The sequence below is a fragment of the Limibacter armeniacum genome, from assembly GCF_036880985.1.
Taxonomy (GTDB): domain Bacteria; phylum Bacteroidota; class Bacteroidia; order Cytophagales; family Flammeovirgaceae; genus Limibacter; species Limibacter armeniacum.
Genome location: NZ_JBAJNO010000008.1, coordinates 1,069,613 through 1,093,600, shown reverse-complemented (window position 1 = coordinate 1,093,600; position 23,988 = coordinate 1,069,613). Strand labels below are relative to the sequence as shown.

Here is a 23,988-nt window from a genome sequence, read left to right as displayed (position 1 = left end):
CTTTTTCTACATGCAACAACTATCTGATTTTTCATATATACTCAAGTTTGGAAACAACAACTATACGCTACTGAAGGAAATGATTGAGCTTTTTATCGAAAAAGCCCCTGAAGACCTTTCATTAGCTAAAAAATACATCGAAGCTAAAGACTGGCAAAATGCACATCATCACTTACACAGCCTCAAGTCATCCATCAACTTTGTGGCATGTGAGCAAATTCGAAGTAAGGTGTTAGCCATAGAGCAAAATACCAAACACCTTGAAAACGTCGAATCAATACCAAACAACTTTATAGAGTTAGAAATACTCTGTGCACAGCTTATTGAAGAACTCAACTCTAAATTAGCTACGCTTTGAAAAGCATAAAAAAAGGAAACCACTGCATGCGGTTTCCTTTCCTTTTTTATCAACGATAATTAGCTGTTTGGCAAAATATCGATAAACTCCTCCTCTCCTACTACCTGTCCTACTGTAGCTACCAACGAACCTCCTCTTCCAACATGAAGTATCTTGATTACTTTCTTGCGGTCAGCACTGTAATAGAACCACTGCCTTACTTGATCCCCATCAAAACCTTCAAACAGGTAACCTTTCAGCTCAGACTCCCTAAAGTACTGCTCCCCGTTAAATGACAATACATTGGAAGGCCTGTTAAGCGTTGCCAATTGTCTTTCAAGGTTTTCATCCAACTGGAAAATATTCACCTTAGTCATGGTCAGCACTGTCTGATGCGCTTTATCATTAAGCAAATAGATATAGAGAGAATCCGTATCACTTACCAAATGGAACTCACGGTCTGTCACACCATTATGCCAGTCTAGCTGATGTTCATCCACAACTTTCCATGTTCTCATACGGTGGTCTACCATATAACCCTTTTTCAGGTTATTAATCGTAAGGTCAGCAGGGTTTACATCTATATTAAGAGGTCTTGGCTTGACAAGTTGCCTTGTATCCACCTTTGGTTCTTTATGTCCGCTAAACCTTCTCTTCGGATTATACTTCAACATCAACCTCCTGATTACCTTATAGGCATTTTTCCGATTGGTTCTCCTGATCTGCCCAGGAATCAGAAACCATAACGCTAGCCACCAAACACCTAACCCACCAAAGGTCACCCAGAATAACAGCTGAAGTAGCCACTTATTTTGGTACCCGTAAGAACCCATTATCATAAAATGAAGGAAGTAGGCCAAAGGTAAGTTTTTTTCCTGCCTACTCATCTCATAAGTAAACTCCATCTGTGCTTCTTCCGGCAGTTCCGAGAGCTTTGAAGCGACATCAAATGGCAGGTAGTCTGTCAAGCTCGATGGCAAGTATGAATCTTGTATCATAAAATTATTTCGTTAGTTAATTTGACACTGTAAAGATATTAATATCACTATTTAATGTAAGTAAGGCAAATACACAGGTCGTCTACTGTATATATACCGGTTCTTAATTTTACCCCAACTGTATTGAAAATGTTTCATTACTACTTGCAAAAAGGCAAATCATTTTTTTTCATACCAATTTAAACCTTCCCAACCAATAACAGTCTAAGTGGCAAATAGCTTCAAAACTAGTACAGTAATTGTATTAGTTTAATTAGTTCAACTTATTCAATAATATTAATTAAACTTTTTTCATCACATGAAAAAGACACTATTAAAAGTACTTTCAGTTGCTGTTGCAATAACCCTTTTTACTGCTTGTGACAATAGTGAAGAAAATGGTGCACAACCTGAAATCACAGCTGAAGACAAGAACCTTGCAAATGACGACGCCAATGCAGATATGGAATTTGACCTTGCTGAAGAAGAAGCCATTCAGGTCTATGAGGCTTCTGCAAACAGCAACGGAAGGGTTGCTACTGTAGAAGGCATCGATGCCTGTGTCAGTATCACGGCTTCTGAAGACTCAGAGTTCAAAGACAACCAACTGGTTTATACCAAAACGGTTACACTTGATTTCGGTACTGAAGGATGCTCCAATGAAAGTGGAGACAGGGTAAGAAAAGGCATTGTAACCTTGACGCACACATTCACATTAGGTGGAGAGGACAATGCTTTTGCTGGCCAGTACACTATTTCACTTGATGGTTATGAGGTAAACGGAACCAAAATTGAAGGTACCCGTACCAGAACATCTGAAAAGGTAGCTGAAGGTCAATTTGTCCACACGGCTGTATTGACAGGCGGAAAAATTACTTTTGAAGATGGCACTGAAGTTACCAGAGAAGCAGAGTGGAGCATGACACACTCGCTTGGAGGAGAAAGAACACTTACTGGTAGTGCTACTGGCACAAACAGAAATGGAACGGCTTACACTACTACCATTTCGGAAGATGCTCCAGTTGTTACCACTCTTTCTTGTGACATTGCAAGCAAACTATTATGGATTCCTGTAAGTGGTTCAAAACACATTCAGGCAGGTGATAGAAGCATCACCTTGGATTTCGGTACAGGTGAATGTGACAAGGTAGCTACATTAACTGTAGAAACTGGCGACAACAGCACAACTACTGAGATTGAAATCGGTAGATGGAGAAAAAGAAATGACTGATTTATCATGCCTTTATAAAAATGAAAAGCCACTTCAAATCAATGAAGTGGCTTTTTATTTTCACCCTTGCCTTAAAACAGGATAATCCTTTCCTATCCTTTTCTTTGCTTTTGCCTGAATAATTTCTTCTACAGGTTGCCCTGATATCTTGCTTTGCAACCATGAGATAATATCAAAATAGATAAAAGGCCTTCTTTCATAAGGGTCATCTTCCAAGGGCAACAGTTGTTCCCGAAGCTTGACAAACTCATGCATCAGTTCTTTAGGAGTCATCTCCTTGTTCAGTTTCTTCAGAAAGTGAAGAATGTACAAGTGAACCAAATACAGGTTGCCTTTCTTGTAAAGGAATCGGTATGTAGAACGTACCAAATATTCCATTACATCAATATTCTCCAGCTCATAATGACATATCAAACTCAGGATACGGGCAAAGCTGTGGATATCCTCTCTCATATCATTCTCCACATACTCCGTATTGATAATACGGTTTAGCCAATATACAGCCCCCCTGTAATTACTGTCACCCACATAAAGACATGCAATCTTATAAAAGAGGATCATTCTTGAGTGCTTATCCAGCTTTTCAACAAAGAAGTCAATATGTGGCTCGATCCGTTCAAAACGCTCCACCCCTTCTTTAAAGTTGCCCAGCATAAACAGCCTGTTAAACTCATGTACATAGGAATACTTGAACAGTTTGATCCTGATATTGTCATTGAGCAAAGAGGATGGCAGCTTATTCAGTCGTTTAAGTTTGTTTCGAGTCTCTACAAACTCACGGTACTTATTCAGCTTGTACTGAGCGATCATCAGTGAGTTCAAGCCACGAATGTACATATCCAACCTTGGCAACATCAGCAGGTCTTTTTCATCAAACATATTCACCAGCTTATATGCGTACATATAAGCCTTGTCCACATCCTGTATAAAGAAATAATACCCGACATACAGGACATACAGGTTGAGTTTTTCTGTAAATGAAAGTCTGCGTTCGTCATAAGGTACCATCTCATCGTGAAACAACTTGCTAACAGCCTCATGGTCTTTCCGGTTTTTTACATATCCCATCTTCAGGTACAGTGAATTCAATTTTACTGTAAGGTTCGTAAACCTGTTGATGTTATTGATCCGGTTGTTCGTTGTTTCAACCCCTTTTACAATCTTGTTCACCCTGTCCTCATTATTCTTACTCAGGGTCATGGAGAGCACAATCTTCTCCCATTTATAGATTTCAAGTAACAGTTCAAGGTTATCATGTTGTTCTGCTTTTCTACGGGCCTTTTTCAATACCTCCACACACTGGTCATACAAGCTTCTGTTAAAAAGCAGCTCGGCATAGTCTATCATTTCACGGATGTCAATATCGGTCAGCTTACCACGCTCATATTGACGGAGAGCCTGAAGAATACGCTTGTAAAGATGGGCTTTCTGATTAGGCAACTGCGAAGCCTTCAGCTCAGGTGCATGTACTGAAATTCTCGTTTCATCATACACCTCCATACCGTCAATTACATCAAATAATCGCACAAATTTTTTGTCCGTAGCCTTGCTGTCCTGCTGCGACACAAAAAGCTTGAAATACCGCTTTTCCGACTTAGACAAGCTTTTAATTAATAAAAACAGACTCTCTGATTTCTCCTTAGACATCGTATTAATAAATCAGTCAAACATCACTCAATACCCTAAAATTAAGCATAAGTCAATCAAACCAAAACATTAGAAACCGTAAAAAGCCATTTTTTTGATTTTCAAAATAATTTTCTGACTTATTTCTTTAAAAAAAATTAAACGACAACCATTCGAGCTTTTTATAAAACTTTTTAAAAGAAACTAAAGAACCTTTGATCACTATGAGCGATAACAAAGTTTTCATTTTCGATACGACCCTTAGGGATGGAGAACAAGTCCCTGGATGCAGACTGAATACTGAAGAAAAACTGATCATCGCAAAGTCACTTGAAGAGCTCGGTGTGGACATCATTGAAGCGGGCTTCCCTATTTCTAGCCCTGGTGATTTTGAGTCCGTCAGCAGAATAGCCGAAACTGTAAAAGACGTAACCGTATGTGGACTAAGCCGTGCGGTTGAAAAAGATATCATTTGTGCTGCAGAGGCACTCAAGAAAGCAAAAAGGCCAAGAATCCATACCGGACTTGGTACTTCAGACCAGCATGTTTTCACAAAATTGCACCTGACTCGCGAGCAGGTAATCGAAAGAGGCGTTTGGGCAGTGAAACTCGCAAAGAAATATGTAGAAGATGTTGAGTTCTATGCAGAAGATGCAGGCAGAACTGACAACGAATACCTTGCGCAAGTAATTGAAGCCGTAATTGCGGCTGGTGCTACTGTAGTTAACATTCCAGACACTACAGGCTATTGTATTCCAGAGGAATATGGCCAAAAGATCAAATACCTGAAGGAGAATGTAAAAGGTATTGATAAAGCCATTATTTCCACTCACTGTCATAACGACTTGGGTATGGCTACAGCCAACTCCATCACAGGTGTACAAAACGGTGCAAGACAGATTGAGTGTACCATCAACGGTATCGGAGAACGTGCCGGTAACACTTCATTGGAAGAAGTAGTAATGGCACTGCGCAAGCATAAATGGCTTGACTATTATACAGATATCAAGTCTCAGCATTTGTTTGGAATCAGCCAGCTTGTATCACAGACGATGCATATGCCGGTACAGCCAAACAAAGCCATTGTGGGTAGCAATGCATTTGCCCACTCATCAGGCATCCATCAGGATGGCTTTATCAAAAACAGGGACAACTATGAAATCATTGATCCAGCAGAAGTAGGAGTCAATGCATCTTCGATTGTCCTGACTGCCAGAAGTGGTAGAGCTGCGCTTCACCATAAGCTGAAAGCCCTAGGCTTTGAGCTTCAAACTGAAACTTTGAACGTTGCTTATGAAGAATTCCTTAAAGTAGCGGATGTTGTTTCAGTTGTTGAAGACGACAACCTACACGAACTGATGAAGAAACTGAAAGTTGCCTAAGTGAGAAACTGATTAGTGCAGAACGGAAGAGGCGACAGTTTAAAATTGCAGTTTATGTTATATGTGTTTATATATGGTTAGTATGTGGTAAGATAAGGTTCCCTATGGGAGCCTTTTCTTTTTGCTGTTAATATTAACCTTTCAAGGTTATAGAGCAGACACAAAAAGCCAAATCCATCAGGGTCTGGCTAATCTTTATTGTTTCCTTTAAATAACTTCCTTATCTCCTTGCTTGCCACCTCTCCACCAAAACGCAGGACTTTCCAATTGGCTTATAACGGTCTTGTGTATGGCGTAACCCCGAAAGGCATGCACTATACACCTTGTTATTGATTTTTCACTTCATCTTAAATAATTCCTTATTCTTGTCAACGTAAGCTTGGTCCACTTTTCCCTTAGTAGATTTTGCCATTTCATTTGCATGGTCGTATGTCATTTTCATTCCAAGCTCTCCAAACTTAATAGCCAAGTCACTTTTACCAATAAAGCTATTTATCTCCTTAAGTAACCAAGTCAGGTGGATTTCATTATGGACGTAATACTTATCCAAGATTTTGACTCTTTTTTTCTTGCCAAATTCTAAGAAGCTAGTTTGATCGAAATCTTCTGGTGCGATTGATAAAAAAGGCTCTGGAAAGTTGTTGAAGTCCTTATAAAATCTTTGACCATATATCTCAAATGCATCCCAGATTTGATTTATTGAATTTACATTATCTTCTTCATTATCTCTGAATGTCCAATGATGGTCACCTTCACCTTTTGGCGATAGTCGTTCTCTGATAATACAACTTGCGTATGTCGCTTTATTAAATGATTTACCTGCTAAATCTGGAATAAAGTCAAAATGAATTGCTGTTTCGCAACATACTGAGCCACCAAACCAACTTCCTTGTAGGCCAAAGATTTCAACTACATGGTTGTCTTGATTTTTCCGAAAGTGAAATCCTGAGCCTTTCCAGCCATGTTCTCTTATCCTTGGTGAAAAGTGTTTTGCTACTAATTTTTTAAATTCTGCTGCGTCCATTTATTCTAATTGCCCATAACGTTCCGGCTAAGATGTCGTGCAACGGTTAGGTTGGTTGGGCATGCATTTTAGCCATTGTTGTAGTTCGTTTTTATTTTATTATTTCTCCGCCTTCATAATGAAAGTGTTCCATAGAAGCGGAAGTAAATTCTCCAACTCTTTTAGGATTATTTTTAACATTTTCCAGAGTTTCAGGTCTCATTCCAACAAGGTCATTTTCTATCGCCCAATCAAGAACACCTTGATCCAATGGATATTTTGTCAAAATTCCATTTAATGAGTTCTCCTTAATCCACTTTTCAGCTATATCTTTAGACCTGAACACACCTCCAGATATTGAGTCCATCGAGTTGTTGAATATCCAAACGAAATCAGAGTTCATTTTGTATTTGTTTTTAATTACCTACGTTCCCACGGTATAAAATCGTTGCGCAATTCCATGCCTCTGTGCTATCCCCGTGCAAGAACGCTGATTAATTGTTATGTTGCTCAAATATACCTCTTCCCGCGCAATGTTTTATGACCGTGTGTTGATGGTAGTTTTTATATGTCTCCAAATCCATCTCCTATAGTAAATAGTCCATAACACTATTACAATCAGTCCTGAAATAGCATGAAATTTAAATCGCCATAATTTTCTATTGGATTTATTCGAGTCAGGTCTAAAGTTTAACTCTGTAGCTCTGCCCCAAGCTATAAATGCGTCTGCCATAGGTAATGTTCCCAATAAATATTTCTTATTTTTCTTTGTTTTCCTGTCAAGTCCAAAGGAGTGTACGGTCTTATATTGTCGCTGTGATAGGTCATATTGATCAAACATTGCGAAAGTTCCTATCCCAACTATAGTAGCAGAAAAACCTACTCCAAAAATCACAGGTCCTGAATCGATATCTCCAAAACCGGTTTGCCCTTTCGGGTATTCTCTAATTACAGGTAGTCCAAGTATCTCAGTTATAAAATTATTAGAAAACAACCCATATTGTTCTCTTGCAATTTTAGTATCAATTTCACCAAGCATTCTAAGCATTAAGATCATTGAACATCCACGAGCTCCTTGAGTAGATATCCCTGTCTTAGAGTTCGTTTTATGCGGAATCATGCCTGTTTTAGCGTCTAACCTTTCAGTTACATTTTCTAACCACAGGCTAATCATTTTATCATAACGAGTTCCAAAAGTCCTCGAATAATTTGCTAATGAAGCCATTGCAACATAAGAATCAGCAGGCCAAGATTGACCTCTATATGACTCTAAATATGGTGTTTGAGAAGAGCTAATGGCATTCTCTATTAAGTCACTTTGTTGTAGGAATTTTTTTAAATAGTATTTATGGTTTTCAAATTCTTTGTCTACACAAAAAATCTTAGAAAGTAGATAGTTTCTCCAACCGTTATAAAAGACTCCATATTCTAATGGTAAATGATTTGGGAAAGTCCACTTTGCCTGATCAGAATCAATATTATCAAAGGCATAAATAGCCTCACTTATTGCCTTTTGCTTCAACACCTTATCTTCTGAATCTGCTATTGCTAATTCACACCATGCCAATCCATATAATGCATTTACGAAAACGAAACCTTCTGGAAAAATCCTTTGCATTCTAACGCCAAGATTCTTCTCTTTCAATTCTGTCTCAAGAAAATCCAATTGTAATAATATATCCTTCTTTGTCTCACTCAATGAATGATTCTCCGAGTGAAGCTTAAAATTAATTCTCAAAACTAAAATTGAGATAACTATAGTAAAGATTAATCCTATTTTCCTCATAATTTTCTCCGAAGGCAAATCACTACCAATGCTAAGTGTATGAATCCTAGCTTCATACTGAGTTTTTAGTTTGCGCGATTATGAATTCATATATAATGTTAGCACAAGGTACTGTGATTAAATGCAAGAAAAATTTTTGTATTTTTTGTAGATTGCTCTTTGAGAGGAGATCATAGAAAAACATTTTCTGTATCTACCCCGTGTAGCCACCATCGTGTGGCTACTTTTTATTTGGCAAAAGCAGACTAGTATCGCCTTTTCAGGCGGAAATTTTCGCTTAGCTCGTTTCACTCACACGCTGTCATTTCCCGCCCTTAAGAGCGATTCATATCTCTTTCCTGACTTTTAGTTTCATTGATTAGACCTTTTGTATTCTTTTCTGACCACCTAGGTTCAAAACATTGCTCTGTTTTCCATAAAGTATAGAGTAATCTCAAAAGCTTGGACTGTACAGCCACATAGCCTTTCATTTTATAGCCCGAGCGCTCATAGACCCGTTGCTGAAGGTTGCTGAAATTTCCCACTTTATAGCGCACTACATTCAAAGCGGCCATGTGCATGATCCGGCGTATATGACTGTTCCCTTTCTTGGAGATACTAGTAGTACCCCGCCGCTGACCTGACTGGTTTTCCCGCACATCATAGCCGGCATAACTAGTGAGTTGCTTTCCGTTATGAACCAGTGAAAACCCATTGGTCTCAGCCACTACTACAGCAGCTGTCATCAGACCGACTCCCTTGACTGAAGTCATGTATGCTACTTTTTTACGCAAAGCCTCATCTTTTTCAATCAATAACCCGATCTGTTGCTCTATTTCCTGAAGCTGTTTTTCTATTGCCTCCAATGCAACTTGAAGCCCCTCAGCAACTTCTCGGAGTGGGTACATGCTGTATGTCAGTTGCTTGGACTGGTTCTTGAATTGTACCAGTACTTTGCACAGGTCCTCATGGTAACGGGTCATGCTTCGAAGCACATACAGGTTTTCAGACAATGGCTGCCAAACCGATAGTTGCTGATCTGCCCCCATTTGGGCTAATCCCTTTGCATCGATGTGATCATTTTTACTCTTCAACCCCAAACTCTTCAGGTAGTTTTTCGCCCGGTTGGCCAATACTACATGAACAGTCTGCCCTTCTCTAAAAAGAAACCAAGCCAGCTGCTCATGGTAGTTGCCGGTTGCCTCCAGTACAAAACTGCAAGGTAACTTTTCCCTTTGCCGCTGCTCATACCACTCCTTGAATCTGGTAAAGCCTGCCAAAGAGTTTTCAAATCCTTTGCTGCCTTTCACCTTGCAATGTCCATCAAGATACTTGGATAGGAAACATACCTTGAAGTTTTGTTTGGACATGTCGATACCGAGGGAATACTTAACCGCCATAGTAGAGAGAGTTTGGTATTATACATCTGAAATGTTCCTATTCTTTGCTCACCTTTACTCATTTTTGATGCTGGATCACAGGTATAAGCCTGTGTCCTTAGGTACTGTTCAGGTTCTGAAAGAATATACAGGGAAGGGAGTCCCTTGCGCACTGTATTACAAAATGTATACTTAGTATTTGAGCCCTTACTCTTCCCTGCTGAACATACCCCAAGTAAATAAAGAAATTGTACTTTTATATGATGTGCAATTATATGAATATTTATTTAATTCTTTTACTTTTTATACCTGAGCGCTCAAGAGTATCTTTAGCTCCCTTAGAACAATTAATCCAAGTGACTTTTTTATGAGATTCAGATAATTCAAGAAAATCTTCATCAAACATTGTCCCCATTCCATTAAAGTTTGACATATCAATCAGAACGACCTTATCAATAGGGAGAGAATCAAAAAAATCATATAATTCATCTGCTTCGTCTACTGAAATTGATCCGTACAATTTATAAGTCAATGGATCATTACTCAGTTTTTTTAAGCCTAATCGAAAATCAAAATACTGCTCAAGTTGTTCCAAATAATTTTCAGTTTTAGGCTCAGAAACATAGGCAAACATTAAATGAAAAAGTAACTCAATCAGATTGTGATTTTCACTTCCTCTATCAGGTGATCAAAATTCAAAGGTTTTATTGTTTCCCTCATTTTCCAAATTTCCTTTTATAGTTATCCCATCAGTTCCCATTGAAATAACATGTTGAACGACTGCCTCTCCATTTCTTACCGTTTTAATTACTTCAATTGTATCAATGGAGTTTTTATGTTCAAATTTATAACCCGACAAAAAAGAATTCAGGTTATTGAGTGCCACTCTACGGTACACTTTTTTATAACCAACTAAAAACCAGTTTTTCAGATGGTGTTTTGGGACTAATTCCCCTCCAAAACTTCTTCCAAAGTCCTTTGATCTCATTACCTACTTGGCGGGATCTCGTACAGAAATGTTCCTGCAACAGATCTTTTCCCTTTCTGAAATAGCTGTTCTCCCTGTAACCGTGGTTCTTTACTTTTATGTTTTGTACTTTTTCATGGAAAGCCACGCCAAATAAGTGACAAACAGCAAAGGCCATACACACCACAGCAAAAAGTCTTTCAAGCCGATCCAATTTGGTCAGGTGAGTGGCTTCCAGGTTGAATCCCCGCCCTTTGAGCGACTGGAAGAACACCTCGATGCTCCACCGTTTTCTATAGCTTGACAGCAAGCCTCTTTTCATCAGGTTTGAGACTACGATCAGGTAGTCCTTTCGCCCGTTTTTATCCTTGGTCATCTGCATGGAAAGAGTCAGGTCCATTCCATAGATCGTCGCTCTTCGGTCAGTACAGCGAAAGCCTTCTTTGCTCCATACCTCTCCTGTTTTCTCCACACCATCGATGCTGATTTTGTGGTGTGATGGAATCCGAACGCAGAAGACAATCCCTTGCATGGTCATAAACCGAAGCCACTTTTTGCCGATAAACTCCCGGTCTGCAATCACTTTCCCGATCCGCTCGGGAGGTACAATCTGAAGCACTTCCTTCAGCAAATCAATACGCTCCTGCTGGTGGCTGTTTCCTTTTTTGTCCAGTAGCCGAAAAGCCAGTGGGAAACCCACGCCATGACTGTAGGCTGTCACGGCCAGAATATTCACTGCCTGCTTTCTGGACTGCCAGTTGGTTCGGTCAATGCAGAGGGTGATCTTTCCGGATGGCAGGCAGGAAAACAACCATGCCATCAGGGCCTGATAATTGAACACAGCTCCTGACATAAAGCGTTTGACTTGCTTGGTCCGAGAAGCTTTTTGCGCCTTGGATGGCAAGTTTTTGGCTATCTGATGAAATTGCACATTTTCATCTTCCACCAAGGCCGTAATTAGCTTGGCTAGTACCTGTTTGCTTGGTTTGCCTTTGACGATTTGGAAACCGCAGAGGATTTCAAGTATATTTGCAGTCAACATAAAGGTAAAGGTCTGGCTTGTGGTTTTGGCGAACGGCAAAGTTAGACCTTTGCTTTTTCTTGCCCCAATCAGCCCTTAAATAACCTGCAAATATCCTGTAATCCAGCATTACACCCTTAACTCACTTTGTTATTAAAACTGTACCGTAGAGTGTAGGCTTACCATTCCTCCATTTGGTACTGGTGGATTTTCCACAACAAAGTAAACATTCATATTTGTTAGAGTATCTAAATGAGGTTCGCATACATCTTGATTGATTTTTTCATTCCCTTGTCCTAAAACTGTAATGGATTGAAAGATTATACATACAAATATGAAGAGCTTTAACTTTATCATGAATACTTTACTAAACCACAACGGCTCGACTAAAAAGCATTTCGAAGAAATTACCTTTCCGTCTGCTAAATAGCCACGCCTTTGAAATTCATTTAATTTGTAGCGGGTATGCTTACACGCAATAACCTACCAATTTTACTAATAACGCTATGCTTTTTTAGCCTTTGTTAGTGGCATTTTCATTTCTTCGATTCAATATACATCAGTCCTGTTTGTTTATCAAACAACCAAAGAGTTTCAACAGAATCAGTTTGAACAAACTTATATTTTCCTTTTACATGGAAAACTGATTTATTTTTAGATGAATCAAACTCTTCGGATTCAAGCCTCATATCAGAATGTATATATTTTTCGACTTCATAAATGATTGATGTATCTCGTTTAAATTTACGTACATCTATCTTTTCAAGATTTTGTAAATCCGTCAAATTTAAAGGTAAATCAGAAGTCAAAAAATCAATCTTTTCAGGTTTAGTAATTAAAATAAGTTGTTCCTCTAAATCTGTAAAACCATATTTCTGATAGAACTGATAAATAATTTGTCCTGTTTCACCTATTCCAAAACTCTTAATTTTTAAATAGTCTGGCTTATCAATTTTTTGAATTTCATCAGTGCTAGGTGTTATGCAAGATTGATTTAAAGCTAAAATCACAATTATAGCTTTATATAATATTCTGAATTTACTCATTTCCATAATTGCCACTAACGGCGAGGCTAGCAGCTGTAGTTTTGGTTTGTGTGTAGGCCTAAGCGACTATTGCTGCTAGCCATTGTTGTGCTGCGTATTTTTTCAGTATTCTAATAATTGTTAGTTCTCAGTTTTTTCAACACTCCACCCATCGTAATCCGATTCGTCGAATGAATTGGCCAATTGTTCGAATGCTAAGTTTCGACGGTGAAGTTTGTCAGGCAGTAGTGTTTCGATTTTAGTTACGTGCAACATCCATAAATCTAAATCTTCTCTTTTTTCAAATTTGTCTATGTGGTAGTTGTAGTCGACCAATTCATCAAATATTTTATTCAAAGTTGTTTTGCTTTTAGCAAAAAAAGTAAAACCCCACTTCAAATCGTTGCTTGTATCCCAATTTAAGTTACTGAGCTTCTCGAATGCATAGTAAATTCTTGATAATTCCCACTTCATTGATTGTTCGTGATTTTTAATTTGAATTCATTGTTTGGTTAGATTTGACTTGGATTTCTTTATCTACGTTTTACTCCCATATGCAGTACAACGGTTTGTGTATGGTGCGTATTCCGAAGGGGATGCACTATACACCTTGTTGGCGATTCGTTTTTATTCATACTCTTCGTTTACTTTCAAGGGATTATAGTTTGAATACCTTCTGTAAACAACAGAATCTTTTATTACATCTTGACTCAGCATCTTCTTGTTGCCATTTCTGTCAAGGGTGTAAACATCTCTTGTGTCCAGCAAACTGACACCTGCAAATTCTCTCAATGTGTCTGCTTCTAGTTTTAAAAATACTGTAGAGCTTCCACCATATATTAACCAAGCATCTATGCAGTCAAGTTCTGCATTGTATCTGAGGTTCGGATAATTATTGGAATTCGTAATGTGGATTAATTTTTCCTTTTCCTTATCGAAGACGAAGAGACTTCTTAATTCATTTGCACCCCTTGCTGCGACACCTCTTTTAAAGGTCAAATCATTATAATTGTCGTTGTTAAAGTCTATAAATTCAGCATCAAGACTTGTAATTCCGTCTTTTTCAATACTGAAATATTGAAGGTGCTTCCATCCTAAATTCTCCTTTTTATATAATTCAAATTCAACATAAACACTGTCAGGTGTTCGAATCTGTTTAAGAATTATTTTATACTCACCACTTTTAGCAATTTTCAAACTATCAATTAGAACTTCTGGGGTAGGCAGATTTGTATTTGATTCAACAATATTAGTTGTGTCAAAATCAATTGACTCTTCGATTACGCCAGCATCTTCTACTTCTCCCTTCTTAACTTCTTGGCATTGAAAGAATAATAGTCCGATTAATAATATAATTAAGTTATTTCTCATTTTGTAATGACCGCCAACGGTGAGTATAAGAATAGTAGCCAACTTCGTGGCACTTTCCTGTCAAATTACAAGAAAATTAAAGCGGGCTAAACCCTTGATAAACCTACTGTCCCGGCTAATATTTTTATACATTGTTATGAGCTTTTTTATTATTAATCAAAGCTTTTTTCTCTGCAATTATTTTTAGAGTTCGTTCATCAAACGGCTTTAAAACCTCAAAGTCATTAAGTGCTTCTTCTGCTCGTAAAATATTTCCTAATTTTAAAATTGCATTTATTTTTTGCGATATATATGCCGTTTCAGGTTTAGTTCTTATTTTGTCATCAACGATTTTAATGAAGTCTTCAATTACTTGGTTATGCATTTCCAAATCTCCCATCTCTTTATAAATTTCAGCCTTTTTCAAATAAACATATTCATCTAGTCCATTTTCGAAAGCCATGTCAAGATGCTTCAATGCATTCTTATAATCCTTTAGACCTAAGTATGCGGTAGACATCCAATTATAAATATTAGGTAATGGGTTTCTTCTCTTTAAAACGCGATAATCTTTTAATTCCAAAGCTTTGTTTAAACATGATAATCCTTCTTGATATTTGCCATATTCAATTAGGGTAAAGGAGAATGTTAAATTTAGCTCATAAACCTTTTTTAAATTGTCCTTGTATAAATCAAGTAGTTTGATGGAATATTTTTCAATCTGTTCGAATAAGCTAAATTCTCCTTCTAGCTCTTTAATTTCATGTGCTTCTCTTGTTTCTTCGTCCAAGTAAAGATTGGGAGCGGCAAATTTAAATTTCCTCAACAACTTTAGTTTAGTTAAAAACATCTCTGTATTCCATGCATTTTCTGGGTCTAGAGAAAGCATTTTATGAGAAGACCTTATTGCATTATCAAAATCTAAGATATCGTATTGCATTGAAGCCAAATCACTCCATCCTGTAATGTTGTTGGGATATTTTTCCAAAAGTATTTTATAAAGGCGAATTGCTTCATGTTGTCCATTTTCTCTATGATAATGCTTTTGTGCCTCCTCTAATAATTTACTTTCTTCTGTCATTCTTTGTTGTCTTTGGTTTGCCCATAACGGTCTCGGCTATGCGTAGTGCGGGATTTCGAGGCACTTCACTGTCCGTTTGTCGTAAAGTTTGTTTAATATAATTAATTTCATATCAGCACTTTCGCCCGCATTACGTATAGCCAATGTTGTATGCCCGTGCTTTTTCATTTTCTTTTCTGTCAACGTTGGGGCAGATATACTCTTTGGCAAGTTTTGGCTGGCGCGGCTGCTTTAAGCGACTTGCCAAGGTGTATGACTGCTATTTCAGTAATCATGTATTGTATTTAATGTATAAACTTCTTAAAAAGTGAAAGCCATTTTCACCATGTAGAAGACAAATTTTATCACCAATTTCTTTATGCCCTTTATCATAAAGATTCTCTACCATTTCATGAAGCTTTCCTCTTGAAATATCATAACTCACCTCTTTCTTGAATAACTCGATTAAAATTAACCCAACTTTTTCGGGGTAATTGTTAATATGCTTTGATAGAGATTCTATAACTGAATATCGATCACGTTGATTTAGATAAGCAACAGATTTAGACAAAATTTCAAATACTTCCTCATCTATTTGTTCGACACTATATAGCCATTTGCAACAACCGGAGAGTATATAAGAATCTACTTTTTCATCCTCCATTTTAATCGCATTGTTAAAAAGCTCAACCCAAAATGGTTTGATTTTGTGAATGACCTTTTTCTCAAATGGGAATCTAGGACTCCAAAAGAAGAATATTAAACTTGATAGAACACTTTCATTTTTAGAATTAATCAATGCTTGAATCACTTCTTTATCAATATCAATTGATTCAAAGTCATATAAGTAAGCTGTACAAATTTGTTGAATCAAGCTGTTTTTTGATTCACCTTTTACAATGTCATTTGATATGGCTTTTAAAAGATGTGAGCCTTCTAGAAAAAATCTAAAGTAAACTCTATTTGGCCGTCTATGATGGAAAAAATAACCACTCATAGCTGATGACCAATTGGTTTCGTTCTCGATTGGGAAGAGCTTATGGAAATTTTCAAACATCCAATTTTCGTCAAGGAAGTGGATATTTGGTAAAAACTGCCCGATCACATAAAAAAGTAAAGGATCCTCGTCATTCAATTCTATTTTTTGAGTAATTAACTTTTTGATGTCACTTTCCCAACGGTCATTGTCTTTTGCTTCCAAGCGAGCCAATCTTAGAGAATACTGAAAAAGGGTCATGTAGATTTTTCCCTTTGAATTATTCAGTACTGTCATGGACAAATCTGAGTAGTCAAAAACTGGGTGGGCATCATTTTCAAGAATTGTGAATAGAATTTCTTTTATTATTGGAAGCAGGTCTGCATCAAAAGCATGATTGTCATCTCTTAAACCATCCTCAATAAAGCTAAGTAAGCTTGAAATAAACCAACGACTATAATTATCATCAGAATTATGTGATTCCCAAAACTCTTTCTTTTGGATAATATGGAGTATGGTCTCAAATGCTTCTGTACTGTCAAATTTCTCCTTTTCATCTCTCCAGCTTTCTCCCAATCCTCTTATCCATGCGTAAATTATCTGCGAGGGAGCTTCAATAAGTGGTTTGCAATCCACAATATACTTTCTAGGATTTTTGCGGACTGTCAGTGTCAGCATGTCAATTAATCCATCTACTGATGGACCCATGAAATCATGATCTTGTTTATTAAATTCATGATAAAATGTGACTGTATCCTCTATGCTCTGTTTCAGTATATCTTCCATTGTTAGTGGGGAAACAGATCCAGAAAGGCTAGAGTGCCAAGAATCAAATCCTGGATGGTCAACATCCGCATCATTTATTTTGTCTAACTCTTTTATCATTTCAGACACAATTTCTGATTCACTTGGCATAAGTGAAGTCAGCCATTCCTTTTTTCGATAAGCAATGGACCTTTCAACCTTGTCTTTATCATCTTCAAACTCTTCAGGGATATAATATTCTTTAGAATTAATCCAATCGATTATTTGAGTAATTTCATCAGCAGTGAATTCTGTTGAATGCTCCTTGAGTAATTCATAAACCTCATGTTTGGTGAGTGGTAAGCTTAAGGGGTTTTCTTTTAAATCCCAGAAAAGAACTTTAAACTCGGAATATCTAACACGAATTGTATGAATTGCGATCCTTTTAAAGACTGGGTGTTCTTTGGCAAGAAATTCCTTTAAAGTTTCAATTAGATCTTTTGAATCTAGTTTCTCAAGTGTATCTCGAACAAGGTAGACTAATTGACAATCGTACTTATCAGGAAATGATGTTTGTTCGTGGTTCTCAATTGCGGGAATAGAAATGTTATTAAAGGCAGTTTTGTCAAGCTCAATGACTTCAATTATTTTTTGTAGGCCTAGGTCTAATAAATCAAACCCGAGTATGGAAATTAATCTTTCTTTGAAATCAGATAGAATCCTTTGAAGTTCATAACTTCTGAATATTGAATGAACTTTTTCAAAAGTTCCTTCGACAATTTTATGGGTTAACAGTAATTCTACCCCCTTTAACAACAAGTCATTTCTACCTATAGAAATCAGTCTCTCCAGAAACTCATTGTAACTATGGCCTATTAACCCATCCCATTTACTTAATAAACCAACTTTGATAAACTCAAAGTGCCTATCATCAATATATTCTTTTGGGAGCGTACAAATAAGCTTTAGTACCGTATAGTCTGTTCGGTAGTTTTCTATTCTTTGATCTTCTGAGTTTCTGTAAAGGCAAATGCTATCAATTATTCTAATAAGGGATTCTGTAGTTTCTTTTTCGGGAGTATTTAAATTTTGATTTGCAATCTCCTCAAGGTAAGTTAGCACACCCCAATAGGGCATTGAATAGAAGCCAGGATTATCTTCGGATTCGACAGGCTCAGGATTTTTTGAGCCATCAAAATATTTTTCATTTTCTAAAGGGATTAGCCACTTAGGTGATTTAAGGCCATTGAAAAAATAGATGAATCTAGATTCTGTATTTAACAGATTTGGTAACGTCTTGAGTACTTCTGATGTTGGCTCTTCAAGTGATAAAATTGAGTCTATTCTATCAGCTAGTGCATAGTAGTTTCCGATCAATTTTGATAAAACATCCTCAAATTCATACCATAGATTAATAATATCTTTAGGATTTCTAGGCTCGTTATAAGAACCACTCCTATGCGCGTATTTCGCTAGCCATCGCACAACTTTAATATATTGAGCTGATAGAGGGTGGTCAAAACTGAAACCAAAGGATACCAGAATTGAAGAAATGTGTCCTTTAGCTTCTTTAAAGTCTTCGAAAGTGATGTCACCTAAGTAATCAAAATTCTTGTAGTCTTCCTTAAATTGGTCAAATACCTTTACAAGGTCTTCATTTTTTAATTTTTTCTGAAACTCTTTCTTTAAATGTTTTTGCTCAAATACATCTCGTAAACCACCATCAATCTCTCTGAGAATATGAGCTAATAGATTAGATTTAGTTCCTAAACTAGAGTCAATTAATTGTATTCCGTCTAAGTAAAATTGTGCTATCTCAGGTCCAATAGCTTTTAGCCCTTTGTGTATTTCTATTTGTCTTTCGGTCATTACAATATATGATTAGTGCCGGCAAGAAATAGCTCTTTTGGTTTTCAGCGTTTGCTTGTGTGTCGGCAAAAACCAAATGTGCTATTTGTGCGGTTGGCCTTTTTTCAGCATGGCATACAACGCTATGGCTATGCACCGTGGCGTGTTTCAGTTCGTATTTCGTTTCGTTTATCTAAGTAGCGAATTCTTTTAATTCGCATAGTATTTTCTTTTTTTACACTAGGCGAATTCGAAGAATTCGCGGACTAAGTAAGTGACCACAAACCTATCGTGACCCACTGACACGACATGGTGTCATAGCCCTTGTTAGCGATGTTTTAAATAGCTTCTATAAGTTCAATAATACCAGTTTTCTCGATGAAGTGTTTAGCATATTGTTTTTCAAGACACTCAATGTAATTTGATTTATCTGAATCACAATTGTCCAAAGAAGCTCCTAGTTGAAGTAACTCCTTTAAAGTAGAAACTCTTTGTTCTATTATTTCGTCAATGTTTTCACGCTTATGAAAATGTCCTTGCATAATTTCATAAATCTCATGCATTGCAAGAGATCGATCGTAGATAGCAGGTTGATTAATGTCTAAACCAAGATCTACAAGTTGTTTTAAGAATTGTATGTCATTTGATCGACAATAAGAGATCGAATTTCTAAACGGCAGATTGTGTTCAACCAAGTATTTGACTATCGGAAGGTTTTTATAAACAACTGCTATTTCTAATAGGTTCTTGTCATACTGAATCAGGCTTAAGTCAATTTTATTTGATTCAATCAGCTCAATAAAACGTTCATTATTTTTATCCTTTATTAGTGAACTAATAAATTCCGAATTGATTTCAGCTTGCCAAGGTTTAAGTTTTCCATATTTCGCTAAAGGTTCATGAAGTTTTATTTCACGGTTTAGGTATTGTTGATGCCACCCTTCGTGATGTTCATTGGGATTAATCCCTAGTTCTTTATAGACATTATCGTATCCAACTGAACCAATCTCTTCATGCTCAACTAAACGGTTTTTGTGAAGAATGAAAGAAATTCCATGTTCTGGATCAGCACTAAAGTTGAAGTCGAATTGAGTATAGGCATAGTTATCTTTTTCAAAGCCTAGTATTGTAATCTGATTTAAACCTAAAACTTTACCTAATTCGTTTGCAGAGTTGAATTTTGGAAAAAAAATCTCTTCGTCGTCAATATAAGTTTTATGAAGAGGGAAAATTTCATCTTTAATTTGATTATGAAACTCCTCCAAGAGCTGTACTTCGTTTTCAATGATGAATTCAATGGCATTTATTTTCTCTTGTTCAGGGTCTGGCTCTAAATCATGAGAATCATTTATTGTAACAGGAATGTCATTTGAAACCGTTCTTTTTTCAAAAGTTAATGTCTGACCAAGGAGTGGGAGTTCAATGGAAAAGTTCCATTCACCGTTAAATTCAAATTTCATATTATTATCGCTAACGTTTATGTATAATCCGTAGCGTTGAGCAAAAATAAAAAAATGTCCTCTTTATCAGCGCCATGGATTATACATTTTGTTGGCGGTAGTACACGTCCATTAAGTCTTAACCTTAAGTCCTTTTGTCAAGAGTTGTCGAGAGAGGATAATTGTTTCAATGATAATAGTTAATATCGTCAGAAGTGAGATTACCAGTGTCAGCCAAAGTGCGTCAATCACCGCCAGAAACGTGGAGATTACTATCGAACCAATTGTGACAAGAAAGCTCCATTTATAAATGTTTTCCACATTCATTTTTTTAGTCACGAAGTACTTTACAATTGACGCGACCAAAATAATCGGCAATAGAACCATTGGAACGAACAGGAGATAAAGTCCATCATTCTGTGAGTTTCCCCATTCAAAAAAGTCTAACCTCAAAGTTGCCATGTACGCCAACTCATAGAACGCAAGTCCCAACAATGCTTGACCTAAATAGAATAAAATGATTCTCATATCTTTCGCTCCATTTGTCCCAGCGTATTACCGCCAACGGTTTTACTATAAGCAGGTAGGCTTTAGAAGCACTTTCCTGTCGGCCGAGCCTAAAGTTAGTTAATAGCTTTAATGTTTCATTTTTCTCTGTCGCCCCGCTTGCTTATAGTTTTTGTTAGCACCAGTTTTTTTATTCATATTCTGATATTATCCCAGCTTCAAATTCTTCGATAAAGTCTTTTGAAAAACCTTGAATAATAGGCATTAGCCAAATCGACTCTAAGGAGTTTTCATACATGTACATGAAACCGTATCCATTCACTTGTTTTCCATTGAGGTCATACGAGAACATAGAAGATATTTCTTCTTCATCAGCTAAAAATACTTCCAACTCCACATTTTCAATGTCTACTTGCATTTTTTTCAGCATTCCTTCCAATTGGTATGAATAAGCATTTTCAATTGATAGAGTGTCAACTAAGATTTTTGTCTTTAAAAACGAAGCTACTCTATCATTTCCTCCATCAGAGTATAGTTTCAATTCACTGTAAAACCAATTTACAGATTCAGGAATTTCGCTTGATTGTAATTTTAATTTGGTAGGGTAATCGAATTCTATTTTTCCAATTTTTTGCGTTTCCCATTCTTGATTTAAAATCTCTTTGTCAGTCGGTTTAGATGATAGAATGTATATTGTCAATCCGCAGATTATTAAAATTGATAGAGATGCTAAGATTTTAATGAGTCTGCTTTTATCTTTTGTCAAGTAGTTTATTGTAAATCCAATTAATCCACCGATACCACCAAAAACTCCCGCATATAATACTCGTATTCCACTATCATCTGTCAGTTCATTTCCTGCATTCATCAACATTACAACAGGTAAGACTGTCATAACCATAGTCCAAATTTGTCCCTCGTCTAATTTTCTCTTGTCTGTCATTTTTTAATTGGTGCTAACGGTTCAGGCTACACACCGTGCGGCGTTTTACCTGTGTCTATTTTTCGAAGTTAAGGTTTAGTTCTTAAAACAAGTTTCGTTTTTTGATGCGTAGTTGCCGGATGGGGTGTAGGTGTTGTTATGGCCACTTACATTTCTTAATTCTCAGATAGTAATATGTACCAAACCGATCTCCTTTACCTAGAACAATTTTGCACTGATCTCTTTTCCAGAAATAATAATATTCTAGTCTATTCTTATTCCTCAATTTTCCTTCTTGGTTATATTTTTTGGCAAAGTGATCTTTAAACGTTTCGAAGGTGCATTCATCAAAATAGGCATGCACGCTGTTTAACTTATTTCGTCCAAAAATCGAGTGCCAAAAAATTGCTACTAAGTCTACTGAAATGCCATTAAAAATTTGAACTTCCTTCCATACTGCGTCAGATCGTTGTTCTGAATTAATTATATCTGGTTGTCCAAAATTGTCAATTTTTTTAAACCTTGTTTGCCAAGGAATAATCACCCCTTTATTTTCAATTAGAATTCCTTGATCTAAGCTGTACGGTTTGTTTTTCATTGGCCATAACAATTGTATATAGTGCACAGTGGTATATATTCCGTAAAATCAGGGGGTAAAAGCACCATGGTTGATATACGCACTGTGTCAAAAACTCCTTTAATCTAGCGGATTCTTGATTTTGTTCAAATTTTTTGTTGCCACATGCGTATAAATTTCTGTTGTTTGGCTTGAGTTATGTCCCAGCAGCGCCTGAATGTATCGTAGGTCTGTCCCATTTTCCAATAGATGTGTGGCAAATGAGTGGCGAAGCATATGGGGCGTCACTCTTTTTTGGATTCCTGCCCACTTGGCAGCTCGGCTGACAATCCTGGCGACACTTGTGGTACTGTACTGTCCTCCCTGCTCACCCTCAAACAAGTACTTTTTGGGTCTGTGTTCTTTATAATAGGCTCTCAGTTCCAATAATAGCTTTTCCGAAAGAATGGTGTAACGGTCTTTTCCTCCCTTGCCTTCCCTTACCCTGATCAGCATCCGATCACTTTCTATATCACGTGGTTCAAGGTTCAGCAGCTCCCCCTTCTTAATCCTGCCGAGTAAAGCAGGCTAATGATGTAGCGGTGCTTCAGGTTCCTTGTTTTCCTGATCATGGACAGTACCTGCTCTTGGCTTAATACCTCCGGCAGTCGCTCTTTCTTGTGTGGCCGTTCGATTTCGTAAAATCGGTTGGGCATACCCTCCACAACTTCATAGTAGAACTTAATGCTATTGAGTGCCTGATTGACAGTTGAGTCGGATTTCCCTTCACGAATCAGCTGCTGGAGATAAGTCCTGATTTCCAGTTCATTGATCTCTAGCAGTTCCCTGTCCTTAAAATGGTTGATAAATGCCTCAAAACAGCCTACATAGGTCCTGACCGTGTTCATGGCATACCGCTTCAACTCAAGTTTTTCCAGATAGGATTCAGGACATGGACGGTATCCTTCGCTGAGCTTGCGATGCCGGTATGCCTCCATATCAGGAAACGGATTTCCCTTTTTGGCTCCTCCTGTACGGAAAAAATACTGCCCATTCACCCAAGCCACTCCCTTAAACCTCCGAAATATCAGTTGCACATTTTCCTTGGTGTTGGGAATAAATACCATCCGGTACTGCTCGCTCCACCTCGGACTGGGCAGCTCCTTGACAAGTGCCTGTACCACCTTGTCCGGGTAGAACTGCAACCCGATATACTTTCTGCCCGCTATCAGCAGATGCTTGAGCGTAATTTGGCGTGTTTTCATACCTGATAAGATACAAAACCATAATAGGCTAACCGTTGATTAAACGTTTAATATACGTATAATCAACGGTTAGCATTCTAAAACCATTTATGGATCACATCGAAAAACATTGCCTATCCTGTGGTAAATCGCTTACAGGCAGAGCTGGCAAGAAATTCTGCGACAATTACTGCAAAAGTGTCTATCACTATCAGAAAACAAAGGAAGATGCCCCCGATTTCTACCATCAGGTAAGTCAGCAGTTAAGACAGAACCGAAGGATCCTGAAAGAATACAACAAGGCAGGAAAGGCAACAGTACGTTGTGAGGCGCTATTGGCTAAAGGGTTTGACCCTAATTTCTTTACCCATTACTGGAAAAATGCAAAAGGGGAGGTGTACCTCTTTGTTTTTGAGTATGGCTTTCTGAAAATCACCGAACATGACCGAAATAAATACGTACTGGTACAGTGGCAAGCGTATATGAAAGCCGGTAACAGCTAAAAAAGAGAAACCTACCTATATGCCTTAAAGAAGGCATTAGCCTATACACTACCTCCTCATCCTTTCTATCATCTCCTTCAGCTCCCTAATTTCCGAAATGGTACTTTCCTGCTTTTGCTCAACACT

At 37.4% G+C, this 23,988-nt stretch carries 24 protein-coding genes; 4 read left to right on the top strand and 20 right to left on the bottom strand.

Going from position 1 to position 23,988, the window contains the following annotated elements; genetic code table 11:
- Positions 1–10 precede the first annotated feature (10 nt).
- Complete coding sequence (locus tag V6R21_RS10320) at positions 11–358, top strand: Hpt domain-containing protein (protein ID WP_334243408.1); 348 nt, start codon at positions 11–13, stop codon at positions 356–358.
- 59 nt (positions 359–417) lie between these two features.
- Here V6R21_RS10320 and V6R21_RS10315 read toward each other — a convergent pair whose 3' ends face one another.
- Positions 418–1,335 carry a DUF4178 domain-containing protein gene (locus V6R21_RS10315; protein ID WP_334243406.1) on the bottom strand — a complete coding sequence of 306 codons (918 nt, stop codon included), beginning with the start codon at positions 1,333–1,335 and terminating at the stop codon, positions 418–420.
- Between the two features lie 298 nt (positions 1,336–1,633).
- On the opposite strand from V6R21_RS10315, the gene V6R21_RS10310 reads away from it, so the two are divergent.
- Positions 1,634–2,545: a hypothetical protein gene (locus V6R21_RS10310; RefSeq protein WP_334243404.1), complete on the top strand. Its 912-nt coding sequence runs from the start codon at positions 1,634–1,636 to the stop codon at positions 2,543–2,545.
- Positions 2,546–2,605: 60 nt separating this feature from the next.
- On the opposite strand, the gene V6R21_RS10305 is transcribed toward V6R21_RS10310, so the two are convergent.
- Positions 2,606–4,192 (bottom strand): hypothetical protein, encoded by a 1,587-nt coding sequence (locus tag V6R21_RS10305; RefSeq protein ID WP_334243401.1) that lies wholly within the window; start codon positions 4,190–4,192, stop codon positions 2,606–2,608.
- Between the two features lie 203 nt (positions 4,193–4,395).
- Here V6R21_RS10305 and V6R21_RS10300 point away from each other — a divergent pair, with 203 nt between their 5' ends.
- A complete protein-coding gene (locus V6R21_RS10300; protein ID WP_334243399.1) occupies positions 4,396–5,553 on the top strand; it encodes a 2-isopropylmalate synthase in 1,158 nt (385 codons plus the stop codon).
- Between the two features lie 337 nt (positions 5,554–5,890).
- On the opposite strand, the gene V6R21_RS10295 is transcribed toward V6R21_RS10300, so the two are convergent.
- The 18 genes from V6R21_RS10295 to V6R21_RS10210 all read right to left on the bottom strand — a co-directional run bounded on the left by V6R21_RS10295 (position 5,891) and on the right by V6R21_RS10210 (position 23,380).
- A complete protein-coding gene (locus tag V6R21_RS10295) occupies positions 5,891–6,577 on the bottom strand; it encodes a DUF4304 domain-containing protein (RefSeq protein WP_334243397.1) in 687 nt (228 codons plus the stop codon).
- A gap of 91 nt (positions 6,578–6,668) precedes the next feature.
- Complete coding sequence (locus V6R21_RS10290; protein WP_334243394.1) at positions 6,669–6,959, bottom strand: DUF7710 domain-containing protein; 291 nt, start codon at positions 6,957–6,959, stop codon at positions 6,669–6,671.
- 135 nt (positions 6,960–7,094) lie between these two features.
- A complete protein-coding gene (locus V6R21_RS10285) occupies positions 7,095–8,342 on the bottom strand; it encodes a hypothetical protein (RefSeq protein WP_334243392.1) in 1,248 nt (415 codons plus the stop codon).
- A gap of 314 nt (positions 8,343–8,656) precedes the next feature.
- Positions 8,657–9,721, bottom strand: a complete 1,065-nt coding sequence (locus tag V6R21_RS10280; protein ID WP_334243391.1) for an IS110 family RNA-guided transposase — start codon at positions 9,719–9,721, stop codon at positions 8,657–8,659.
- A 262-nt stretch (positions 9,722–9,983) separates the two neighbouring features.
- On the bottom strand, positions 9,984–10,295 hold the full coding sequence (locus V6R21_RS10275; protein WP_334243388.1) for a PI-PLC domain-containing protein: 312 nt from the start codon (positions 10,293–10,295) through the stop codon (positions 9,984–9,986).
- Between the two features lie 93 nt (positions 10,296–10,388).
- A complete protein-coding gene (locus V6R21_RS10270) occupies positions 10,389–10,586 on the bottom strand; it encodes a hypothetical protein (protein ID WP_334243387.1) in 198 nt (65 codons plus the stop codon).
- A gap of 16 nt (positions 10,587–10,602) precedes the next feature.
- On the bottom strand, positions 10,603–11,709 hold the full coding sequence (locus tag V6R21_RS10265; RefSeq protein WP_334240753.1) for an IS4 family transposase: 1,107 nt from the start codon (positions 11,707–11,709) through the stop codon (positions 10,603–10,605).
- Positions 11,710–12,224: 515 nt separating this feature from the next.
- The gene (locus V6R21_RS10260; RefSeq protein WP_334243385.1) at positions 12,225–12,749 is read right to left on the bottom strand and encodes a hypothetical protein; all 525 of its coding nucleotides are present in this window, start codon (positions 12,747–12,749) and stop codon (positions 12,225–12,227) included.
- A gap of 105 nt (positions 12,750–12,854) precedes the next feature.
- Entirely contained in the window at positions 12,855–13,187 is a 333-nt protein-coding gene (locus tag V6R21_RS10255; protein ID WP_334243382.1) for a ribonuclease E inhibitor RraB, read from the bottom strand.
- A 153-nt stretch (positions 13,188–13,340) separates the two neighbouring features.
- Positions 13,341–14,084, bottom strand: coding sequence for a hypothetical protein (locus tag V6R21_RS10250; RefSeq protein WP_334243381.1), 744 nt, complete (start codon positions 14,082–14,084; stop codon positions 13,341–13,343).
- A 124-nt stretch (positions 14,085–14,208) separates the two neighbouring features.
- Positions 14,209–15,144, bottom strand: coding sequence for a hypothetical protein (locus V6R21_RS10245; RefSeq protein ID WP_334243379.1), 936 nt, complete (start codon positions 15,142–15,144; stop codon positions 14,209–14,211).
- Between the two features lie 271 nt (positions 15,145–15,415).
- The gene (locus V6R21_RS10240; protein ID WP_334243377.1) at positions 15,416–18,712 is read right to left on the bottom strand and encodes a hypothetical protein; all 3,297 of its coding nucleotides are present in this window, start codon (positions 18,710–18,712) and stop codon (positions 15,416–15,418) included.
- Positions 18,713–19,029: 317 nt separating this feature from the next.
- Entirely contained in the window at positions 19,030–20,151 is a 1,122-nt protein-coding gene (locus V6R21_RS10235) for a DUF6985 domain-containing protein (RefSeq protein WP_334243375.1), read from the bottom strand.
- A 111-nt stretch (positions 20,152–20,262) separates the two neighbouring features.
- The gene (locus V6R21_RS10230) at positions 20,263–20,658 is read right to left on the bottom strand and encodes a hypothetical protein (RefSeq protein WP_334243373.1); all 396 of its coding nucleotides are present in this window, start codon (positions 20,656–20,658) and stop codon (positions 20,263–20,265) included.
- A gap of 169 nt (positions 20,659–20,827) precedes the next feature.
- Positions 20,828–21,580, bottom strand: coding sequence for a hypothetical protein (locus tag V6R21_RS10225; RefSeq protein WP_334243371.1), 753 nt, complete (start codon positions 21,578–21,580; stop codon positions 20,828–20,830).
- 136 nt (positions 21,581–21,716) lie between these two features.
- On the bottom strand, positions 21,717–22,157 hold the full coding sequence (locus tag V6R21_RS10220; protein ID WP_334243370.1) for a hypothetical protein: 441 nt from the start codon (positions 22,155–22,157) through the stop codon (positions 21,717–21,719).
- A 99-nt stretch (positions 22,158–22,256) separates the two neighbouring features.
- Complete coding sequence (locus V6R21_RS10215) at positions 22,257–22,631, bottom strand: tyrosine-type recombinase/integrase (RefSeq protein WP_334243369.1); 375 nt, start codon at positions 22,629–22,631, stop codon at positions 22,257–22,259.
- Between the two features lie 32 nt (positions 22,632–22,663).
- The gene (locus V6R21_RS10210; RefSeq protein ID WP_334243366.1) at positions 22,664–23,380 is read right to left on the bottom strand and encodes a tyrosine-type recombinase/integrase; all 717 of its coding nucleotides are present in this window, start codon (positions 23,378–23,380) and stop codon (positions 22,664–22,666) included.
- 89 nt (positions 23,381–23,469) lie between these two features.
- Here V6R21_RS10210 and V6R21_RS10205 point away from each other — a divergent pair, with 89 nt between their 5' ends.
- Positions 23,470–23,862 carry a hypothetical protein gene (locus V6R21_RS10205; RefSeq protein ID WP_334243364.1) on the top strand — a complete coding sequence of 131 codons (393 nt, stop codon included), beginning with the start codon at positions 23,470–23,472 and terminating at the stop codon, positions 23,860–23,862.
- Positions 23,863–23,988: the final 126 nt, after the last annotated feature.